General features: G+C 62.2%; 13 protein-coding genes. 9 read left to right on the top strand and 4 right to left on the bottom strand.

The window, feature by feature from the left end; translation table 11 throughout:
- Positions 1-91 precede the first annotated feature (91 nt).
- The 3 genes from BG22_RS03860 to BG22_RS03850 all read left to right on the top strand — a co-directional run bounded on the left by BG22_RS03860 (position 92) and on the right by BG22_RS03850 (position 5,012).
- Positions 92-724 (top strand): TetR/AcrR family transcriptional regulator, encoded by a 633-nt coding sequence (locus BG22_RS03860; RefSeq protein WP_140493419.1) that lies wholly within the window; start codon positions 92-94, stop codon positions 722-724.
- A 294-nt stretch (positions 725-1,018) separates the two neighbouring features.
- Complete coding sequence (locus BG22_RS03855; RefSeq protein ID WP_140493416.1) at positions 1,019-2,347, top strand: MFS transporter; 1,329 nt, start codon at positions 1,019-1,021, stop codon at positions 2,345-2,347.
- A 337-nt stretch (positions 2,348-2,684) separates the two neighbouring features.
- On the top strand, positions 2,685-5,012 hold the full coding sequence (locus BG22_RS03850; protein ID WP_140493413.1) for an alpha-amylase family protein: 2,328 nt from the start codon (positions 2,685-2,687) through the stop codon (positions 5,010-5,012).
- 275 nt (positions 5,013-5,287) lie between these two features.
- Here BG22_RS03850 and BG22_RS10795 read toward each other — a convergent pair whose 3' ends face one another.
- The gene (locus BG22_RS10795; protein ID WP_181163361.1) at positions 5,288-5,443 is read right to left on the bottom strand and encodes a hypothetical protein; all 156 of its coding nucleotides are present in this window, start codon (positions 5,441-5,443) and stop codon (positions 5,288-5,290) included.
- A gap of 392 nt (positions 5,444-5,835) precedes the next feature.
- Here BG22_RS10795 and BG22_RS03845 point away from each other — a divergent pair, with 392 nt between their 5' ends.
- Together BG22_RS03845 and BG22_RS03840 are read left to right on the top strand one after the other, a co-directional pair.
- Entirely contained in the window at positions 5,836-7,182 is a 1,347-nt protein-coding gene (locus BG22_RS03845) for a glycoside hydrolase family 30 beta sandwich domain-containing protein (protein WP_140493410.1), read from the top strand.
- Positions 7,183-7,672: 490 nt separating this feature from the next.
- Positions 7,673-9,319, top strand: coding sequence for a glycoside hydrolase family 43 protein (locus tag BG22_RS03840; RefSeq protein ID WP_140493407.1), 1,647 nt, complete (start codon positions 7,673-7,675; stop codon positions 9,317-9,319).
- A 162-nt stretch (positions 9,320-9,481) separates the two neighbouring features.
- Here BG22_RS03840 and BG22_RS03835 read toward each other — a convergent pair whose 3' ends face one another.
- A complete protein-coding gene (locus BG22_RS03835; protein WP_140493404.1) occupies positions 9,482-11,125 on the bottom strand; it encodes an ATP-binding protein in 1,644 nt (547 codons plus the stop codon).
- 237 nt (positions 11,126-11,362) lie between these two features.
- Between BG22_RS03835 and BG22_RS03830 the strand changes: the two genes are divergently transcribed.
- The 3 genes from BG22_RS03830 (at position 11,363) to BG22_RS03820 (ending at position 17,546) form a co-directional block, all read left to right on the top strand.
- Positions 11,363-14,038 (top strand): TIM-barrel domain-containing protein, encoded by a 2,676-nt coding sequence (locus tag BG22_RS03830; protein WP_140493401.1) that lies wholly within the window; start codon positions 11,363-11,365, stop codon positions 14,036-14,038.
- A gap of 231 nt (positions 14,039-14,269) precedes the next feature.
- A complete protein-coding gene (locus tag BG22_RS03825) occupies positions 14,270-14,908 on the top strand; it encodes a TetR/AcrR family transcriptional regulator (RefSeq protein ID WP_140493398.1) in 639 nt (212 codons plus the stop codon).
- 247 nt (positions 14,909-15,155) lie between these two features.
- Complete coding sequence (locus tag BG22_RS03820) at positions 15,156-17,546, top strand: glycoside hydrolase family 3 N-terminal domain-containing protein (RefSeq protein ID WP_375137689.1); 2,391 nt, start codon at positions 15,156-15,158, stop codon at positions 17,544-17,546.
- A 310-nt stretch (positions 17,547-17,856) separates the two neighbouring features.
- On the opposite strand, the gene BG22_RS03815 is transcribed toward BG22_RS03820, so the two are convergent.
- Positions 17,857-18,804 carry a TDT family transporter gene (locus tag BG22_RS03815; protein WP_181163360.1) on the bottom strand — a complete coding sequence of 316 codons (948 nt, stop codon included), beginning with the start codon at positions 18,802-18,804 and terminating at the stop codon, positions 17,857-17,859.
- Positions 18,805-18,964: 160 nt separating this feature from the next.
- Here BG22_RS03815 and BG22_RS03810 point away from each other — a divergent pair, with 160 nt between their 5' ends.
- Positions 18,965-19,609 carry a GDSL-type esterase/lipase family protein gene (locus BG22_RS03810; protein ID WP_140493392.1) on the top strand — a complete coding sequence of 215 codons (645 nt, stop codon included), beginning with the start codon at positions 18,965-18,967 and terminating at the stop codon, positions 19,607-19,609.
- A 26-nt stretch (positions 19,610-19,635) separates the two neighbouring features.
- Here the strand turns inward: BG22_RS03810 and BG22_RS03805 are convergent, their stop codons facing one another.
- Positions 19,636-20,253: a TetR/AcrR family transcriptional regulator gene (locus tag BG22_RS03805; RefSeq protein ID WP_140493389.1), complete on the bottom strand. Its 618-nt coding sequence runs from the start codon at positions 20,251-20,253 to the stop codon at positions 19,636-19,638.
- Positions 20,254-20,255: the final 2 nt, after the last annotated feature.

Raw genomic sequence — 20,255 nt, 5'->3', positions numbered from 1 at the left:
GGCGAGGTTTTGCCGGGCGTAGCTGTTCGCCCTATCCAACACCCTGTATGAAAGCCAGTATATCGAGCGGTTATTCGATATACTGGTTTTCATGGTAGCAACGAAGCAGAGACGAGTGCGTAAGAGTCCGGAGGAGCGGCGCGCGGAGATTGCGCAGGCCGCAGTGCGTCTGGTGGGGGAGAAGGGCTACTACGGCACGTCCCTGAAGGATGTGGCCGACGCCGTGGGTATGAGCCAGCCCGGACTGCTCCATTACATCGGCAATAAGGAAGGCCTGCTGTCGATGCTCATCACCGATAACTACGACGTATTCGGTACGCCGGACGATTTCATGGCCTCCGGCCTGCCCGGCAGCGACCCCGACCGGCTGCTGTTCCCCGCCTATCTGCGTTATCTGGTGCGCTACAACGCGCAGCGGCGCGAGCTGGTGGCGCTGTACATCGCGCTGGAGGCCGAGGCGATGGGGCCCGACCATCCGTTGCACGAGTATTTCGATGGCCGCCCGCAGGAGGTCTGGGACCATTACTCCCGCTATCCATGGTGCATTCCGCCTCAGATGGGCTCGTGGGAGGATTCCATGAAACCGCTGGTGCGCCGGTGCATCGAGGCCATGGACGGCGTGCAGCTGCGCTGGATGCGCAATCCGCCGGTGGACCTGTACGACGAATGGCTGGCGTTCGAGGAGCTGCTCTTCCCCTCACCGATGTGGGACAACTATCGGTGATCCGAGTGTGGGCCGGATTTGGGTCGTAGTCGATTCGAGGCCGGCCTCGGGCCTTGGCCGAGACTGATTCAGGGAACTGCGGCTAACTCCGGTCTAACAAATCGTAGATATCGTGATTGCGACACGCCGATGTGCCGTATGTAAGCGAAGAAACGTTGATTTTTTGCTGGTTTCTATAACGAATAACCGTTAGATAATGACTTGACAGAGTGGCGCAGGCGAGAGTATTCTCAAAGCTATCTAACGAACGTTAGGTATGTCAGGGAAGGCAAATCAACAAGGTAAGGTTCAAAGATGAGTGATGCAATGACCGCCTCCGCCGAAGAGCGTTTTGCGGCATACAATGCGAACATCGCCGCGGCCGGCAAGGACCCGTCGCTGTCCCCCGAGACCGGCAAACAGATGGACAAGGCCACGCTGTTCCGCTTCGGCGCTGGCTTCCTGGTCTTCGGTCTGCTGTGGATGAGCGGTCTGGCCATCGTGTCGGCCGTGCTGCTCACCAAGCACCTGCAGAACATCTTCGGCCCGGACGTGGAGGGCCTGACCGGCGTGATCAACGCCTGCACCGCCGTGGCCTCGCTGGTCTCCAACCTGCTGTTCGGCACCCTGTCCGATCGCTCCCGCTCCAAGTGGGGACGCCGCACGCCGTTCATCGTGCTGGGCGCGGTCCTCGGCGGCGTAACCCTGTTCCTTACCGGCATGGTGTCGAACGCCGTGGCCATCACCATCATCTACTGCCTGTGCATGTTCGGCCTCAACGCCATGATCGCGCCGCTGGTGGCCATGATCTCCGACCGCATCCCGATGAACGTGCGCGGCACGATGTCTGCCTTCTTCGGCGCCGGCCAGACCTGCGGCGCCCCGATCGGCACCCTCATCGGCTCCGCTTTCATCCTGAAGCCGTTCCCGGGCTTCATCCTCGCCGGCGTGCTCATGTTCCTCGGCGGCATCGTCGCCGTGCTCATCGTGCCGAAGGAATCCTCCGCCGACTTCCTGCCCAAGGACGAAGGCAAGGCCACCGATGTGCTCCGCAGCTTCATTCCGCCGAAGTTCTCCACCGCCCACGACTTCTACAAGGCGTTCGCCGGCCGTCTGTGCATGCTGCTGAGCTACCAGATGATCACCGTCTATCAGCTGCTCATCTTCCAGAAGTACATCGGCCTCGACGACACGGCCGCCGGCGCCGCCATGGCCACCATGTCCGTGATCACCATGGTCGTCTCGCTGGGTGGTTCCGTGGTCGCCGGCCCGATTTCCGACGTTATCGGCCGTCGCAAGCTGCCCGTCATCGCCGCCTCCGTGCTGTTCGCTATCGGTATGGCCATGCCGTGGCTCATGCCGACCACCATGGGCATGTTCCTGTACGCCGGCATCGCCGGCCTCGGCTACGGCGTCTACTCCTCCGTGGACCAGGCCCTCAACGTGGACGTGCTGCCGAACAAGGAGGAGGCCGGCAAGGACCTTGGCGTGCTCAACCTCGCCACCACGCTCGGCCAGATGCTCGGCCCGGTGCTCATGTCCGTGATCACCGTGACCCTCGGCTACGCCGCCGCCTTCCCGATCTCCATCGTGTTCGCGCTGCTCGGCTGCGTGTTCATCATGATGATCAAGGGCGTCAAGTAAGCGATTCCTACACACGCCGATTACGCGCCGGCCGGGCGGCTGCCAGCAGTCGTCCGCCAGCCATAGCCGTACAGTCGTACGTCACAGTCGTGCGGGCCGTCTTCCTCCTCCTTGCGGCCCGCGCGACACCTTCCTCTTCCTCCCCCTATCAGTTACGATGTGCCGGGCCGGTCCGATTCAGGCCAGTCCGGCTCATCGTTTCCGAAGTATTCGCTTCAGGTCGTCGCGTGACTTATCGAAGGCCTGACAACGCCCCTGACATTCGACCTACGATAGGCGTATCCAACCAGCCCCCAACCAGCCTCCCCAACCAGCCCATAGCGCAAAGGAACCATTGATGACCAAGACCAGCGTGGACCGCATTCTGTTCGGCGCGGCCTATTATGACGAATACATGCCTGCAGGCGCTGACCGCATCGAAACCGATATGCGGATGATGGAGTCGGCCGGCATCAACGTGATCCGCATCGCCGAATCGACCTGGAGCACATGCGAGCCGCAGCCCGGCGTCTTCGACTTCAACCATGTGGACCACGCGCTGGACGCCGCCGCCCGTCATGGCATCGCCGTGATCGTGGGTACGCCCACCTACGCCGTGCCCGCCTGGCTCGTGCGCCTGCATCCTGACGTGCTCGCCGTGACGCCGAACGGCCCGGGCAAGTACGGCCCGCGTCAGATCATGGACATCGTCAACCCCGCCTACCGTTTCTACGGCGAGCGCGTGATCCGCCGGCTCATCGAGCATGTGGCCAGCCATCCGGCCGTCATCGGCTATCAGGTGGACAACGAGACCAAGTACTACGATTCCGTGAGCCCGGAAATACAGGCGCTGTTCGTCAAATACCTGCGCGAGAAGTTCCACGATGATCTGGACCAGCTTAACGCCCACTTCGGTCTCGACTACTGGTCCAACCGCGTGGACGCATGGGAGGACTTCCCGGACGTCACCAACTCCATCAACCAGTCGCTGCGTGGCGAATTCGACCGGTTCCGTCGCGCGCAGGTCGCCGAATTCCTGGCCTGGCAGACGGGTATCGTGCGCGAATACGCCCGCGAGGACCAGTTTGTTACCCAGAACTTCGATTTCGAATGGCGCGGGTACTCGTACGGCATCCAGCCGGCCGTCGACCACTTCAAGGCGTCGGCCGCCGTGGACATCACCGGCGTGGACATCTATCATCCCACCGAGGACGACCTGACCGGCAAGGAAATCGCGTTTGGCGGCGACATGACCCGCTCCACCAAGAACGGCGCCAACTATCTGGTGCTCGAGACCGAGGCGCAGGGCCAGCACGGTTGGGTGCCGTTCCCCGGTCAGCTGCGCCTGCAGGCCTACTCGCACTTGGCCTCCGGTGCGGACATGGTCGAATATTGGCATTGGCATTCCATCCACAACTCGTTCGAGACCTACTGGAAGGGCCTGCTCTCGCACGACATGGAGCCGAACCCCACCTACGAGGAGGCCGGGGTGTTCGGCCGCGAGGTCGCGCGTCCGGAGGTCGGCGAGCGTCTCGTGCACCTCAGGAAGCGCAACAAGGTGGCCATCATGGTGTCCAACGAGGCGCTGTCCGCGCTTGACTGGTCGCGCGTGGAGACCGGTTTCCCGGACGGCGTCGGCGTGAACTACAACGACATCGTGCGCCGCGTGTACGACGCGCTGTTCGAACTCAACGTGGAATGCGACTTCCTGCCCGTGGACGCGCCCGGCGAACGGCTTGCGCAGTACGCGATGATTGTGACGCCGGCGCTGTACTGCGCGCCGGAGGAGACCATCGCACGCCTGCGCGGCTTCGTGGCCGGTGGCGGCCATCTGGTCTCCACGATGCGCTCGTTCGTCACCGACGACGAGGTGACCGTCTGGCATGACCGTGCGCCGCACGGCCTGACCGACGTGTTCGGCATGACCTACAACCAGTTCACCCGCCCGAAGGGCCGCGTGGGTGTGGCGTTTGCGGACGATGCCGCGCTCGCCGGCACGCCGGACGCGCAGGCCGAGGCGTTGATTGAGCTGCTGAAGGTCGGAGTGCTGGGTGGTGGCGCTGATGTGGCTGGTAGTGCTGTGGGCAGTGTCGCGGGCGATGCTGGTGGTGTGGGCGTGGGCGCTGGCGCTGGCGACGTCGAAACGGCCGGGATTTCGGACGATTCTGGTGCGGCGGGGTCGTCCGGCGTTGATGCGGCGGCCGTGACCGATTCCGGTGCCGGCCTTGCGATTGCGGCTGATTCCGTCACTGAAGTGCTGGCCCGCTACGGCCATTACGCATGGGAATCCTATGCTGCCGTGACCCGCCACGCATTCGGCAAGGGCAGCGCCGAATGGATCGGCACGCTGCTCGATGCCGATACGATGCGTGCCGTGATGCGCGAGGCTGTCGAGCATGCCGGGGTCGAGGGCGCTGGAGCGGCGCTCGCCGGCAAGGTTGTGGTCCGTCAGGGCGTGAACTCGGCGGGGGAGACGGTCACCTACCTGCTGAACTACTCCGCCGAGTCGGTCACCTTCGCCAGCCCGGTCGCCGGTTCGGTGGTCGTCGCCCCGCAGGTCATTGGCCATGACGGGCTGATCGACGAGGCCGCCTCCGCTTCGCTGGCCGTCCGCCCCGGTCTGCCCGTCGCGGCGGGCGACGAGCTCACCATCCCGCGCTGGAACCTCATAGTCATCGTCGGCTGAGCGCGCGTGGTACGTGGCCATGCGGCGTGGCTCCCGCGGCGTCGTCCCACGGTGTAGGGATTGTCCCACCGTGTAGGGAAATCCCCATGGTGTAGTAAATGACCCACGGTGTAGGGATGCAAAATGGCGGAATTCCGCCAAAACGCAAAAACCGCTCCCTACACCGTGGGCCGTTTACTACATGGTGGGCCATTCCCTACATGGTGGGGTGTTCGTCCTCGTCAGGCCGGTACTGGGGACGTCAATATGCGAAGAATCGCACGAATTCGGTGAAGCTACCCTTGTTCGACGCGTTCGGTGCGTACTTGTTTGATGAGCGTCGTCAGATCGTCTTCGTTGCGAAGTTCGACTTCGCTTGGCCTCGCGGGCATCGGTGGGAATGGTGATTTGACCTTTGGCAGTGATTTTGCCATGTTCATTACCATCGTCATAACAAGCTCCTGAAGTAATGTATTCCTTACTTGCATGGCAGCCGGTATTGCTGAAAAGAATATTTCCGGCACCATGTGGTCCCGTCGCATGTCGTATGCTCCGGACGCGCTGATGGGTGATTGGGATATTTCCCTGATTACTGAGTGGTAGGTAGATAGATTTATGCCGTGAGTGCGTTCCGCTCAAGACACGCTGGTTAAGTGAGCAAACTTTCTGCGTTATACTTTATCTAGTAGTTATTAGATAAATATCCGATAACGAACAGTCATCACAGATATAACTCAACGAAGAGTCGTGGGAATACGGTTTTGGCGCGCGGGTGTTTTGGTGCGCACGCAAAGCCGTGAACCCGCCCCACCATCTCCGTGAAACCAACGAAGGAGTCCACACCATGACCACATGGATCGCCACCACCCAGGACGCCAAGCTTATCGACCGCACGGCCGAACTGGCCGCCACCGGAGCGACCGCGGCGCCGGACCTGCAGCTGGACGGTAATGAGTACCAGAAACTGCGCGGCTTCGGTGGCTGCTTCAACGAGCTCGGCTGGCTGCCGTTGCAGACCGTGACCGAAGCCGAACGCGACCAGATCATCAAGGAGCTGTTCAGCCCCGACGAGATGAACTTCACGTTCAACCGCGCGCCCGTGGGCGCCAACGACTTCGCCGACCACTGGTACAGCTACGACGAGGTCGAGGGCGACTACGACATGGAGCACTTCTCCGTCGAACGCGATGAGGAGACCCTGATTCCGTACATCCACCGCGCGCAGGAATGGCAGCCGGATATGCGCCTGTTCTCGAGCCCTTGGTCCCCGCCGACCTGGATGAAGCGCCCGAAGGCCTACAACTACGGCCGTCTGATTCGCACGCCGGAGAACCTCAAGGCGTACGCGAAGTATCTGGTCAAGTATGTTCAGGCCTACGCCGAGCATGGCATCACCGTGAACCAGCTGCATGTGCAGAACGAGGTCTTCGCCGACCAGAAGTTCCCGAGCGCCCTGTGGGATTCCGATGCTCTGAAGGAGTTCATCCGCGACTACCTCGGACCGGCGTTCGATGAGGCCGGGCTCGACACCGACATCTGGCTGGGCACGCTCAACGGTCCGGAGGACATGAAGTGGACCGGCGGCGGCTACGGCATGGCCCTCAACAATTACAACCGTTTCGTGGACAACATCCTCTTCGATGACCGCGCCCGCCACTACATCAAGGGCATCGCCTACCAGTGGGCCGGACAGAACTGCATCGCCCGCACGCACGAATCGTGGCCGGAGATCGAGCTCATCCAGTCCGAGTCCGAGTGCGGCGACGGCCAGAACACTTGGGAATACGCCGAATACGTGTTCCACCTCATCAACCACTACATCCGCAACGGCGCCACCGCCTACACCTACTGGAACATGATCCTCGACGATCAGGATTCCACTTGGGGCTGGTGGCAGAACTCGCTGTTCACCATCACCGCCGATACGCACGAGGTGCGTCGCAATCCTGAATACTACGTGATGCGCCACTTCTCCAAGTACGTGCGTCCGGGCGCCGTGCTGCTGGGCACCACCGGTCACTTCAACTCGATGGCCATCGCCTTCCGCAACCCGGATGGCACGGTGGTCGTGGTGGCGCAGAACGCCCTTGAAACCGAGATGCCGTTCGAGTTCGCCGACCCGTCCGACGCTTCCCGCGGCATCAAGGCCACGCTCGCCCCGCGTTCGTTCAACACCTTCGTGCTGGACTGACATGTTGTCTGAAGCGTCGGGCCGACGTGCCGGCTGACGTACCGGACGACGTGCCGGCCCGAAGTACGAAGCGCTGTGACGGCGGTCTTCCCGCTGCTCACGGCGCTTCAACTCTAATCGTCGGACTATGCCGGTTGACTGTCGGTTTTCAGCGTAAAACTGTCGGACTTCGACGCTTCAGTGTCGGGATTCGACGGTTGGCTGTAGGTTATCGTCGGTTGACTGTCGGATTTCATACGCCATATGTACGAAATCCGACACTCAAGTGTTGAGAACCGACACTGTTGCGTCGACGTCCGACAGTGGACCGTCGAGGACCGACTCCCAAGCGTCGGATGCCGCCGTTCGGTCTTCGGCGTCCTTCGATTTGCCGACGGTGAACCGGGGTGAACGTCGGTCATCCATCAGCCATCCGTCGTAATTCGTCCGTCAATAGTCGAAATCCATATCCGTGCCATTCCAAAACGCCATATCAAACAAGGAAGCAACGATGCTGCACAACCCCATCCTGCCCGGATTCAACCCGGATCCGGCCATCTGCCGCAAGGGCGACGACTATTACATCGCCGTATCCACGTTCGAATGGAAGCCAGGCATCCCCGTCTACCATTCGCGCGACATGAAGCACTGGGAGCTGCTCACCCATGTGCTCACCGATGACAAGACGCCCGACCTCACCAAACTGCCCAGCGCCAAAGGCATCTGGGCTCCTTGCCTGACCTACAACGAGTCCGAGAGGCTGTTCTACGTGGTGTACGGCGTGATGAACTCGATGAACGCCCGCTACTTCGACGTGAGCAACTACCTCATCACCGCGCCGAGCATCGAAGGCCCGTGGAGCGAGCCGGTCTACCTGACCTCCTCCGGCTTCGATGCCTCGATTCTGCATGACGATGACGGTCGCAAATACATCGTCTCACTCGAATGGGAGACGCGCGAAGGCTATGAGAAGCCGGGCGTGATCTGCATGGTTGAGTACGATCCGGTGGCCAAGCATGTGATCGGCTATCCCAAGCGCATCTGGCGTGGTGCCACCGACCGCGGTTGCATCGAGGCTCCTCATCTGACCAAGCGCAACGGCTGGTACTACCTCATGTGCGCCGAAGGCGGTACCGGATACAACCATGCCGTCACCATGGGCCGTTCTCGCAACGTGTGGGGCCCGTACGAGCCGGACCCGAACGGTCCGCTGGTCACCTCCCAGCCGACCGAATCGAACGAACGCGCCGACGACGATCATCTGAAGCCCCGGTACTACAACCCGGATTCCATCCTGCAGAAGTCGGGTCACGGCTCCTATGTGGACCTGCCGAACGGCGAAACCTATCTCGTGCACTTGACCAGCCGGCCGTTCGCGCCGGAACTGCGCTGCACGCTCGGCCGCGAGACCGCCATCCAGAAGATGACATGGACCGACGACGGTTGGCTACGCATGGCCGACGGCTCGAACCTCGCCAAACTTGAGGTCGAGGAGCCGGACCTGCCGGATGTCCCGGTGCGCGCGACCCCGTCGTTCGACGATTTCGATGGCCCTGAACTTGGCAATTGGTATTACTCGCCGCGCATCATGCCCACGTCATTCGCGAACGTCAGCGAGCGGCCGGGTTGGCTGCACGTGCGCGGTCAGGAATCGCTGGCGTCGCTCAACCGCACGAGCCTCGTGGCGCGCAAGCTCACCAGTGTGCATGCCACCGTGACCACGAAGATGGAGTTCGACCCCGAGGTCTACCAGCACCATGCCGGTCTGACCATCTACTACGACAACATGAACAACATCTTCCTCGCCAAGTATTGGTCCGAGACGCTTGGCGGTCCGGCCATCTCGCTGACCAGACTTGAGAACGGCGTCAAAACCGAGATGCTGGACACGCGGGTCGCCGTGGATGATCGACCGCTGTACCTGCGTCTCAACGTCGAAGGTCGTCGCACATGGTTCGAGTGGGGTTACGACGGCGAGTCATGGACCCGCATCGGCCCGGACTTCGACACCACCACGTTCTCCGACGAGTACTGCAAGTATGGCGAGTTCACCGGCACGATGGTGGGTCTTGCCGTCACCGACGCCGCCCTGCACGAACGCACTGCCGACTTCGACTTCTTCGACTACAAGGCCGACGAGTCCGCGCCTGTGGCGTAGTCTTCTCCGATTCGTGCCGGCGGCGCGCGGCATCCGAAGCTATGCGCGCCGCCGGCACGAATGACCGTTGGTCCCCGTCGATTCCGGGCGGTTCGGGCATGGTCGGATCGCCCGGAATCGGCATGGTCGGATCACCTTCCTGGCATCCGTTCCTGGCGTCCGTCACGCCGCGACATATCGGGTGTTTCGGGCGTTGCCGGTGGGCATGATGCGGCCGGCGTGCTCGAGTTTGCGCAGTGCGTATGCCGCTCGATTTTTGTTGACTCCAAGTCGTTGCTGGATTTCCAGCCGGGAGATGCCTTCGGGGGTGCTTCGGATCAACGCCAAGGTGAGCTCCTCCAATGTGCTGGATGGATTGGATGCATTCGTTTGCGGCGTTGAAGGCGCTGCGGTATGGGATGCCGGCGGGAGCTGCGATGGGCTGGAAGGGCAGTCGTTGTGTGTCGCTTGCATCGCGATGTCGCCGGTCGGTGCTTCGGTGCCGGTGACGCCGTCGATGTGAGATGTGGTACTGGCGGCCGGTTCTAGGGCGAGAGTGCCCACTCCCTTTCCGGTCGGGTATCCGTTGAGGACGGCGATTTGGACGTTACCCTTCTCCTGAATGGCGGGGCCGGAGGGGAAGGGGTTTCTGGCGGTGAACCAATCGCTGGTGTCGGGCCGATCGGTTGGATTGGCGTGAACCGGATTGCCCCCGTTTCCTGTGCCGTCCAATCGAGGAAGACTTAGGGTGAATGCGCTTGGCGTGATGCGGATAATGGGCGATTCGCTGTTGCCGGCATACTCTTCCATGATTTTGGGAATGCCGCTGCCGTAGCTTTCCATAAGTTCCAGCCGGTAGAACGTGTTTGCCAGCACTGTGTTACGGGGTTGGGAGATGCCGTTGGTGAGATCTGTGAGCGTGATGCCCTTCACCAGTCCGCCAAGCGATACGAAATCGATGCGATCGGCATAGATGCTGACCAAGGTGGGGCCCGAATAATCGTAATCACGATGTACCACGGCATTGAGCAGAGCCTCTCGCAGGGCCGCTGGTGGATAGGCATAGGTGTCATTGCGGTACAGGCCCACGATATCGGAACATATCGGATTGTTGAGTTCCAGATAACGACATACATCGTCCAGCTGCTGCAGCAAACATCCCTGAAACTCCTGACGTGCAAGGAACCGCGCTTTCGAATTGCCTTGGTATACGGCGCATTTGATGGTATGTCGGCATTGGTCCGAAATCAGGGCTGCGGCGTTGGTGTACAGCCCATCTGAATTGATGAGCCCCAATGACCGTTGTTGGGGCTTGCCCCAAGGCACCTGTTGACGGGCGAATATCGCATCTGCCTCGTTGAATGTCAGGTCTTGGTCGATGCTTACGGATGCATCGAACGCCGTGACGTCGTCATCTCGAATCATCTGTCGAATGCGTTCTTCGCTGGCGGGTACGGCGGAAACTCCGTGACGGATGAACACCCCGGTTGGGCGCATGCCCTTGCCGGCGAGATAGTAGGGGCGCTTGACGCCGCGCAGTACGGTGACATGGACGATGTTGCGCATAACGCCGGCGCCATCCTCCATCGATTCGCATTCGATGGAGGTGTACGCGGTCAGATCCGGTCTGATGGCATTGCGGATCATGTCGCCGATGCCGCCCATCACGGCATCGGGGTCATCCACGCCGACGGGGATGCCGTCATCGTCGATGCCGATGTACAGGTCACCGCCTTCGGAGTTCGCGAAAGCGACGATCTCTCGTTTCGCTGCATCGTTGAGCTGTCGTTTGAATTCAATTGTGGCGCTTTCATGCAGTCGGCCCATGGCGGTCCCCTCGTTAAGCCTTAATCGTCATCGATGAATTCATCGTAACTCATCGATGGGACTGGGGTTCGGTGTGGGGTGTTGTGCCAGGTGGGCGTCAATTGATGATGTTATCGTTGTCATGACGATGGTCCGTCGCGTGTGCCGGGCGTGCGTTTCGTGCCCGCCTGACGAGTGCTCGACCGGCGTGCATTCGGTGCGCGACGGACCCAAGGCACACCCGCAAAGGAGCACGGCATGACCTTCCCGCAACTGCGCACCAACCCCGTTATGAACCCCAAGGCGGTGATTCAGGGCGACCGCTGGCGCATCGGCGTCCTCACCGAATCGCTGATACGGCTCGAATGGCAGGATGATGGCTGTTTCGAGGACCGCGCCACCCAGATGGTGGTGGACCGCAACTGGCTCGGGGGCGGTGAGGGGGCAGACGGTATGGAACCGGACGGGGCCGCCCCACACTTCACGCAAACGGTCCGCGACGGCCTGCTCATCGTTGATACGCCGGCCCTGCGTCTGACCTATGACATGCAGCCCTTCAGCAAGGAGGGCCTGAGCATCGTGGTCAAAGGCGTGGCGAACTCGCAGATGAACACCTGGCATTACGGTGACGCGCAGCGCGGCAACCTTCGCGGCACCGCCCGCACGCTGGACGAAGTGAACGGCGAGACCGAACTGGGCCTCGGCGTCGTCTCCCGCGACGGCTGGGCCGTGCTGGACGACTCCGCCTCGAACGTCATCGTCGAAGGCGCCGAGGCCGTCGAGGTCAAGGGCGAGGCGAACCCGTTCGGCACATGGGTCGTGCCGCGTGACAACGATGGCATCGATTTGTATTTCTTCGGCTATGGACACCGCTATATCGAGGCAGTGCGGGACTTCTACCGGCTCACCGGCCCGACCCCGCTGCTGCCGCGCTTCGCGCTCGGCAACTGGTGGAGTCGCTATCATCGCTACACCGAAACCGAATACATGGAGCTTGTGGACCGGTTCGAGAAGGAGGGCCTGCCGTTCACCACCGCCGTAATCGACATGGATTGGCATCTCGTGGACGACGTGGACCCCAAGTACGGCTCCGGCTGGACCGGATACACCTGGAACCGCGCGTTCTTCCCGGATCCCGAGCGGTTCCAGCGCACCCTGCATGAACACGGCCTCAGGACCACGCTCAACGTGCATCCGCGCGATGGCATCCGCGCCTACGAGGACGGGTACACCGATGTGGCCCGGCATATGGGCATCGACCCAGCAAGCGGCGATCCGGTTGAGTTCGACCTGACCAGCCCGCGCTTCATGGACGCCTACTTCCGTCTCCACCACCGGCTCGAGGACATGGGCACCGATTTCTGGTGGTTGGATTGGCAGCAGGGCGGGGTGACCCGGCAGAAGGGCTTGGATCCGTTGTGGATGCTCAACCACATGCACTATCTCGATTCGGGTCGTGATGGCCGTTGGCCGCTGACCTTCTCCCGGTACGCGGGTCCCGGCTCGCACCGTTATCCGGTGGGCTTCTCGGGGGACACGGTGGTCACCTGGGAGTCGCTGAAGTTCCAGCCGTACTTCACCGCCACGGCCTCGAACATCGGATACGGCTGGTGGAGCCACGACATCGGCGGCCACATGTTCGGCTACCGAGATGAGGAGCTCGAGGCGCGCTGGTACCAGCTTGGCACGTTCAGCCCCATCAACCGCCTCCACTCCACTGATTCGTCGTTCAACGGCAAGGAGCCGTGGAACTTCCATCCCGAAACCGAGGCCGCGATGGATACGGCCCTGCGTCTGCGCCACGAGCTTATCCCGTACCTGTATTCAATGAACTGGCGCGCGGCCGTCGAGGGCCGTCCGCTGGTCGAACCGATGTACTGGCAGGCACCGGAGAACCACACCGCATACGACGTGGAGCAGGAGTTCCGTTTCGGCACCGAGCTGGTCGTCGCGCCAATCGTCGCGCCGGCGGATTGCAGCGTGCAGATGGCCAAGGCCGACGTATGGCTGCCGCAGGGCACCTGGTTCGACTTCCTCACCGGCCGTCGCTACGAATCCCGTCCGGCGGATGGCCGTAAGTTCGAGGTATGGCGCGGATTGGACGGCATTCCCGTATTCGCCAAGGCCGGTGGCATCGTGCCGTTGCAGCGACTGGACGAATCCAACGGGCCGATCAACGCCGTGGGCAATCCGCGTCACCTCGAGGTGACGGTCTTCCCCGGCGCATCCGGCGCGTTCGAGCTCAAGGAGGATGACGGCACGAACCAGGCCCGGCCGGACGAATCGGCCTTGGCGGTCACGTCGCTGACCCTGCAGTGGGGTGGGGGAGAGGCCGTCGCCGGCGGCGCGTCAGAGCAGTCCTCCGGTAGCTCGGATGTGGAAGATACGACTGTGCAGAGTGCGGAGATACCGGACTTGGTGCTGCGGGGTGCGGCGGATCGCAGCGGCGCGGCTAATTGTGCCAAGACCCGATTCATCATCGCGCCGGTCGCCGGCAATGCCGCGGCCGTACCCGAACGACGTACGTGGACCGTCACGTTCCGCGGCGTGGCGTCGAGCGCCGCATTGTCGGCGAGCGTCGGCGGCGAGCCGGTCGAGGTGCAGACGGCCTACGACGCTGAATCGCTGAGCCTGTCGCTGACGGTAGCCGATGTGCCGGTGGAAGCTGAAGTCGTAATTGACGCCGACGGATTACGCATCGCCGACGATCCGGCGCTTGCGGACGCCTTCGCGGTGCTCTACGACGCGCAGATCGACTATCTGACCAAGGAGCGGGCGTATGCGCTCATCCGTGAGAGCGGCGCCGGTGCGTTGGGCGCCCTGCACACGCTGGAAAGCGCCGCGAGCGACCACCCCGGCCATCGTTTCGATGATTCGCACATGCCGACGGCGGTGATTCAGGCGCTCGCCGAACCGTTGCTGCGCACGATGTAGCGGTGTGATGGTGTAGCGGTGTAGCGGTGCGGTGAAGTGGCGGTGTAGCGGGTCTGCATGGTGGCGCGTGCCGCGGCCCCGCGACATGGATGTGCGGCGTCCGTACGCCACGCGGTCGATGCACGGCGTTACGGGTTGCGTCGCCGGTGCGTTACGTATCCAGGCGCGGGCGGTGGCCGTACGCTGCCATCGGAATGCCATCGGAATGCGGTTGGTTTACACTGGTCAACTATGTCCACACCAACCGCATCCCAGCCTAAGCGCGTCCGCAAATCCCCCGAGGAGCGGCGTCGGGAGATTCTCGATGCCGCGGTCCGTCTGATCTCCGAGCGTGGATACAACGGCATGTCCGTGCAGGATGTGGCGGATAGGGTGGGTGTCACCAAACAAGGCGTGCTGCGGTACATCGGCAGCAAGGACAACCTGCTGGCGATGGTGTACCGCGAGAATTACAACATGTCCGGCAATATCGAGGACTTCATGGCCACGGGTCTGCCGGGTTCGGAGCCCGGCAACCTCAGGCTGCCCGCATACCTGCGCTTTTTAGTGCGTCACAATTCCAAGCGGCCCAGGCTTGTCCAGTTGTTCTCGATGCTTCAGGTCGAATCGTTCAATCCGGACCATCCGCTGCATGACGAGTTTTCGGGCCGTCCGGACTCCATCTGGGCGTATTACTCGCATTTCGATTGGCGCGTTCCTGAATCGTTCGGGGATTTCGAGGAAGTGCGTCCCACCGTGCGGCGCGCTCTGGAGATCATGGACGGCATACAGCTGCGATGGCTGCGTGAGCCGGCCATCGACCTTAATGACGAATGGATTTCTCTGGAGCCGGCCATCTTCCCCTCGCCGTTGTGGGACGGGTATTGCTGAGGCTGTTTTCCTGATTCCCATGGTGCGCTATACGACGTGAGCTGTGCGCCGTGCGGTGTGCGCTTGCGTTGCGCGACGTGAGCTTGCGTTGCATGATGTCTGCGCGGTTGCCACCGGCTGTGCGCGGGGCTCTTGATTCCTGTGGGTGTCTTTCGCTGCGACGGGCCATGCTGTGACGCGACGCGATGCGCACGTCCGGTTTGCGTGTCGTTTTTCGAGGTGATAAATTACCGAATGGTAATTATAGATGTTCGATTTCATCGAAGAAAGCGAAGACACCATGACCCAGGACACCGCGACCCCGCCCTACAAGAACCCGAATCTGCCTGACGCCGAGCGCATCGCCGACCTGCTCTCCCGCATGACCCTCGAGGAGAAGGTCGGCCAGATGATGCAGCTCGACGCGCGAGGCGGCGATTTGGAGGACCTCATCGTCAACAAGCACGTCGGTTCCATCCTGCACACCAGCCCCGCCGATCTGCCTCGCGCCGTCAAGATGGTCAACGTGCAGACCCGTTTGGGTATCCCGCTGGTCATCGGCGACGACTGCATCCACGGTTACTCGTTCTGGCCCGGCGCCACCATTTTCCCCTCCCAGCTGGGCATGGCCGTGAGCTGGGACCCGGCCAAGATCGAGGCCGCCGGCCGCGCCACCGCCGAGGAGGTCTCCTGCACTGGCGTGCACTGGACCTTCTCCCCGGTGCTGTGCATCGCGCGCGACACCCGCTGGGGCCGCGTGGACGAGACCTTCGGCGAGGACCCGACGCTGATCGGTGAGCTCGCCTCCGCCATCGTGCGCGGCTATCAGGGCGGCGCCAAAGCCGGCGAGCCCCTGCCCAAGGACGCGATTCTGGCCTGCGCCAAGCACTTCGCCGGCTACTCCGAGACCCAGGGCGGTCGCGACGCCTCCGAAGCGGACCTCTCCCACCGCAAGCTGGAATCTTGGTTCCTGCCGCCGTTCGAGCGCGTGGCCAGGGAGGGCTGCGGCACGTTCATGCTCGGCTACGAATCCATCGACGGCGTGCCGGTCACATTCAACAAGTGGCTGCTCACGGACAAGCTGCGCGGTGCATGGAAGTACAATGGCACGCTCATCACCGACTGGGACAACGTCGGCCGTTCCGTCTGGGAGCAGAAGGTCAAGCCCGATTACGTGCACGCCGCAGCTGACGCGGTCAAGGCCGGCAACGACCTGGTCATGACCACCCCGCAGTTCTACGAGGGCGCGATCGAGGCCGTCCGCACCGGTCTGCTGGACGAATCGCTGATCGACGCAGCCGTCTCCCGCATCCTCGCGCTCAAGTTCCGTCTCGGCCTGTTCGAAGACCCGCGACTGCCCGACGAGGCCCGCATCAAGGCGATCATCGGCTCCGAAGAGCATCAGCGCATCAATCTGGAGCTCACGCGCGAAGCCGTGGCCCTCCTGCGCAACGACGGTGGCCTGCCGTTCACCGCTGGTGCCCAAGGTGGGAGCGCCAAGCGCATCGCCGTCGCCGGTCCGCTCGCCGACGACGCCCAGAACCAGCTCGGCGACTGGACCGGCAATTCCGGCCAGGTCGCATGGATGCCAGACGGCCAGCCGCGCGAGATGATCACCACCGTGCTTGACGGCCTGCGTGCACTCGCCGGCGACGACTGCGAAGTCACCTACGCCCGCGGCTCGAACGTTGTGGACCTCGTGACCGACCCGGCCGGCGAACTGTACCCGGACGGCCAGCCACGTCCGAAGATCGGCGTGAGCGCCGCCGTCGATCAGACGCTGATCGATGAGGCCGTGGCCAACGCCCGCGAGGCCGACCTCATCGTGGCCGTGGTCGGCGACGTCGTCCAGTTGGTCGGCGAGACCTGCTCCACCGCCACGCTCGAACTGCTCGGCGGCCAGAACGCGCTGCTCGACGCGCTCGCGGCGGTTTCGCGCGAGACCGGCAAGCCGATGGTCACCGTGCTCATCAGCTCCAAGCCGCAGGTGCTGCCCGCCTCCATCGTGGGCGAGAACGGCGTGTTCGCCAAGCGCGTGAGCGACCCGTCCACCGGAACCGGCTCCATCCTGTGGGCCGCGAACCCCGGCATGAAGGGTGGCCAGGCCATCGCCGAGATCATCCTTGGCCTCACCAACCCGTCCGGCCGCATCCCGGTCACCTTCCCGCGTCACGCCGGTCAGCTGCCGGTCTACTACAACCAGGTCCGCGGACAGCACGGCGACCGTTACGCCGATCTCACCCAGGACCCGGCGTTCGCGTTCGGTGAGGGTCTGGGCTACACGACGTTCGAGTACGGCGAACCCCGAATCGTCGGCGACGCGACCGGCGAGGACGGCGCGTTCGCGGTGGGCGACACCGTGCACGCCGAGATCGACCTGACCAACACCGGCGAGCGTGCGGGTACCGAGGTGGTGCAGGCCTACATCGGCGACATCGTCACCTCCTACAGCTGGACCGATCGCGAGCTCAAGGCCTTCCAGCGCGTGGAACTCGAGCCCGGTGAGACCAAGACCCTGGCCTTCGACATCCCGGTCGCCGACTGCACCATCGTGGACCCGGACGCCAACCGCATCGTCGAGCCCGGCGAGTTCGAACTGCTCATCGGCCACTCGTCCCGTCGCGAGGACCTGAAGCGCACCGCGTTCACCGTGGCGTGACGCCACCGCTTCGCGTTCCCCGTGATATCCCCTGAGGCGGCCCTGCCCTTGCTCGTTCCGGCAAGACGGGGCCGCCTTTTGCGTATCCCGTATGCTCTGGTGAGTGTTCTGGGCATATGACGACAATTCGGCATGCAGGAGCGGCTGTTCTGGGCATATGACGACCGTTTATTCTGGGCATATCCATACCATGAAGCCGGTTCTGGGTATATGCGGTACATGAGAAGAGGGAAATCCATTCCTCATGTACCGCATATACCCAGAATGCGTTGAGTGGGCACGCAAAGATGCTGGATGTGCCCAGAATGCGTTATAGGGATTCGTACACATGCCGGAATGCCGCCATGGCGACGACAATCATGACACCGGCGAGCAGGGTTTCGCCGACCTGCAGCCAATATGCCCACGACGGTACATGCCAACCGGCGTCCTTGAAGATCGTCAGCGCGTCATGCAGTGCGGTGGCGGTGATGACCAGCGGGAAAGTGAACGCCGCGTAGGCGGGGGATGCCGGGGTAGTCAGCATCCATGGCAGCAGTATCGCCGCGAACGCGAACAACAGCTGGGAACAGGTGAGCAGCACCAGCGTGAACACGGGATCATGCCGCGTACTGGTGCTGAAATACGAGGCGACCAGAAGACTGATCGGCGCGCTGTAGATGGTCAATGTAGGTTTGATGGCCGCCGGCAAACCATGCCATGCGATGCGGTTGGAAATCAATACCAACATGATGATGTCGATAGCGAAGCCGATTACATAAATAATCTGCCCCGCCCAAGCGAGTCCGACGGTACCGGAGGTTACCGCAGCCACCAGAATGCCGACGAATCCGACCAGCCAAGCCGGGCATACGTCGGCCAGCGAGAATCCGCATAGCACGAATCGCCATGCCAGATACGCCATCAGCGCCACGATGCACAGCACTCCGAACCACCAGATGACCTGCGCACATAGCAGGCCGGGGGTGCCGAAGCGAACAAGATAGGTTCCCAAGACGATCAAGGCCATCGGCATGGTGGTGGCCAGCGGTGCGATCATCGGGTTGTGATAGTCGCTGGCCAAGGTGGCGCGTACCGAAGCGTCACGGACGGCGATGCCATGTCTGGCCAATACGGGAGCAAGCAGTGCCAAACCCAGCACCGCGCAGGCGGCGTGCACCGGCCCCCACCATGAGTCCGGCAGTAGGGAGGATGCGAGATTGCCGAAGGAGAACACAGCCAGCGCCACCCCGGCTTGAGGAAGCGGTGTTTCGGCCATGCGCATGGGAGTTGATCCGACGAAGCTGGAATTGGTGGCCGTTGCTTGGCCGTCTCTTTGCCACGGTCTGTTGCGAGAGGATTCCATGAGATGTATGTTAGTAAGCGATTACTAACTTTTCAATGATTCATACGGGTACGTGTCAAGCGAAGGAGTCGAAGTGGATATCCGGGAATATTTCGAAATTGAGAAAAGGCAGAAGATCGAGCAGTACCGCCGGCTGAACCGATTTGCCAGGCGCGGAGCGGTGGTGTTCGCCGGCTCATCGCTCATGGAGCAGTTTCCGTTGAACGAACTCATGGTCGATTGTGGCATTCATGAGCCGATGTACAACCGGGGCGTCGGTGGTTTCACGACGATTGACTTCGCGGCCAATCTGGATGTGCTGGTGCTCGACCTCAAACCGAGTCGCCTGATTATCAACATCGGCACGAACGATCTCAACGATGCCGACTTCGACCCCGAAATGTTCCGCGACCGTTACGACGGCATCATCGCGCGCATACAGGATGCGCTGCCGTCGACCGATATTGTCATGCTCGCCTACTACCCGGTGAATGAGGCCATGTTGGCGCAGAACGGGGGCGTTGACTTCCGGCATCGCACCAACGCGCGTGTCGATGAGGCCAATGTTGTCGTTCAATCGATCGCACAGGCGCGCGGTGTTCGTTATGCCGATGTCGCCGAGGCCCTGCGCGATGGGAGTGGCTCGTTGAAGGCCGACTACAGCAAGGAGGGCCTGCACTTCTATGCTGACGGCTACGAGGCTGTCTTCGATGACCTCATGCGATTGGCGCTGGAGTGAGCGGCGGATTCACCGTCGCGATGCCCTTAGCGGTAGCCTTCCCAGTGGGGTAGGGGGAAAAGTATGTCCTCATATTCGGCCCAACTGGCGAGGTAATCAATGTTTGGTTCACCGAGCCAGCGCATCTGCAGTCCTTCCATGGCCGATCCGATGCACATGGACAGTCGGCCGATTTTGTATGGAGTGTCGTATTCGGGCGGCAGTTTCCAGGGAAGAGCCGAGATTTTGGCGCGCATGCGCTCGCCTCGATGAGCGTAGTAGTCATGCGCCGGGTGATTGGGGTCGATGGCCTCGGCGCGCAGCACAAGATAGAGCTGTGCGAGTTTGGGACGTTCCTGATTGTATCGGGCGATGATGCGGTAGTACTCGGGCATGAGCAGAGGCGTTTGCTCCCGTTGCTCGGCGGTGAGTGAAAGACGGCTGCTGATGTAGTCCCTATCGGCCTTGTTGGTCTCGTCGTATCGCTGCAGAACGAGCGTGAGCAGCCCGTTCTTGTTCTTCACGTATTTGAGGAGTCCGGCCTGGGTGATACCCACGCGGTCCGCGACCTCTTGGATGGTCATGCCATAGTAGCCGCGCTCGGCCACCACTTCGGTGGCCGCCGTGATGATTTCCCGAAGGCGCTCCTCTCCGCGGGTTCCCATGA

This window comes from Bifidobacterium sp. UTBIF-78 (assembly GCF_006408945.1).
In the GTDB taxonomy this organism is placed as follows: domain Bacteria; phylum Actinomycetota; class Actinomycetes; order Actinomycetales; family Bifidobacteriaceae; genus Bifidobacterium; species Bifidobacterium myosotis.
This window is presented reverse-complemented; position numbering and strand designations above follow the sequence as displayed.

Bases quoted from the DNA above. Each gene is read 5' to 3' on its own strand.
- BG22_RS03815 (WP_181163360.1), bottom strand. From the start codon at position 18,804: ATGGCCGAAACACCGCTTCCTCAAGCCGGGGTGGCGCTGGCTGTGTTC.
- BG22_RS03860 (WP_140493419.1), top strand. From the start codon at position 92: ATGGTAGCAACGAAGCAGAGACGAGTGCGTAAGAGTCCGGAGGAGCGG.
- BG22_RS03830 (WP_140493401.1), top strand. From the start codon at position 11,363: ATGACCTTCCCGCAACTGCGCACCAACCCCGTTATGAACCCCAAGGCG.
- BG22_RS03805 (WP_140493389.1), bottom strand. From the start codon at position 20,253: ATGGGAACCCGCGGAGAGGAGCGCCTTCGGGAAATCATCACGGCGGCC.
- BG22_RS03850 (WP_140493413.1), top strand. From the start codon at position 2,685: ATGACCAAGACCAGCGTGGACCGCATTCTGTTCGGCGCGGCCTATTAT.
- BG22_RS10795 (WP_181163361.1), bottom strand. From the start codon at position 5,443: ATGACGATGGTAATGAACATGGCAAAATCACTGCCAAAGGTCAAATCA.
- BG22_RS03855 (WP_140493416.1), top strand. From the start codon at position 1,019: ATGAGTGATGCAATGACCGCCTCCGCCGAAGAGCGTTTTGCGGCATAC.
- BG22_RS03820 (WP_375137689.1), top strand. From the start codon at position 15,156: ATGTTCGATTTCATCGAAGAAAGCGAAGACACCATGACCCAGGACACC.
- BG22_RS03835 (WP_140493404.1), bottom strand. From the start codon at position 11,125: ATGGGCCGACTGCATGAAAGCGCCACAATTGAATTCAAACGACAGCTC.
- BG22_RS03825 (WP_140493398.1), top strand. From the start codon at position 14,270: ATGTCCACACCAACCGCATCCCAGCCTAAGCGCGTCCGCAAATCCCCC.
- BG22_RS03845 (WP_140493410.1), top strand. From the start codon at position 5,836: ATGACCACATGGATCGCCACCACCCAGGACGCCAAGCTTATCGACCGC.
- BG22_RS03840 (WP_140493407.1), top strand. From the start codon at position 7,673: ATGCTGCACAACCCCATCCTGCCCGGATTCAACCCGGATCCGGCCATC.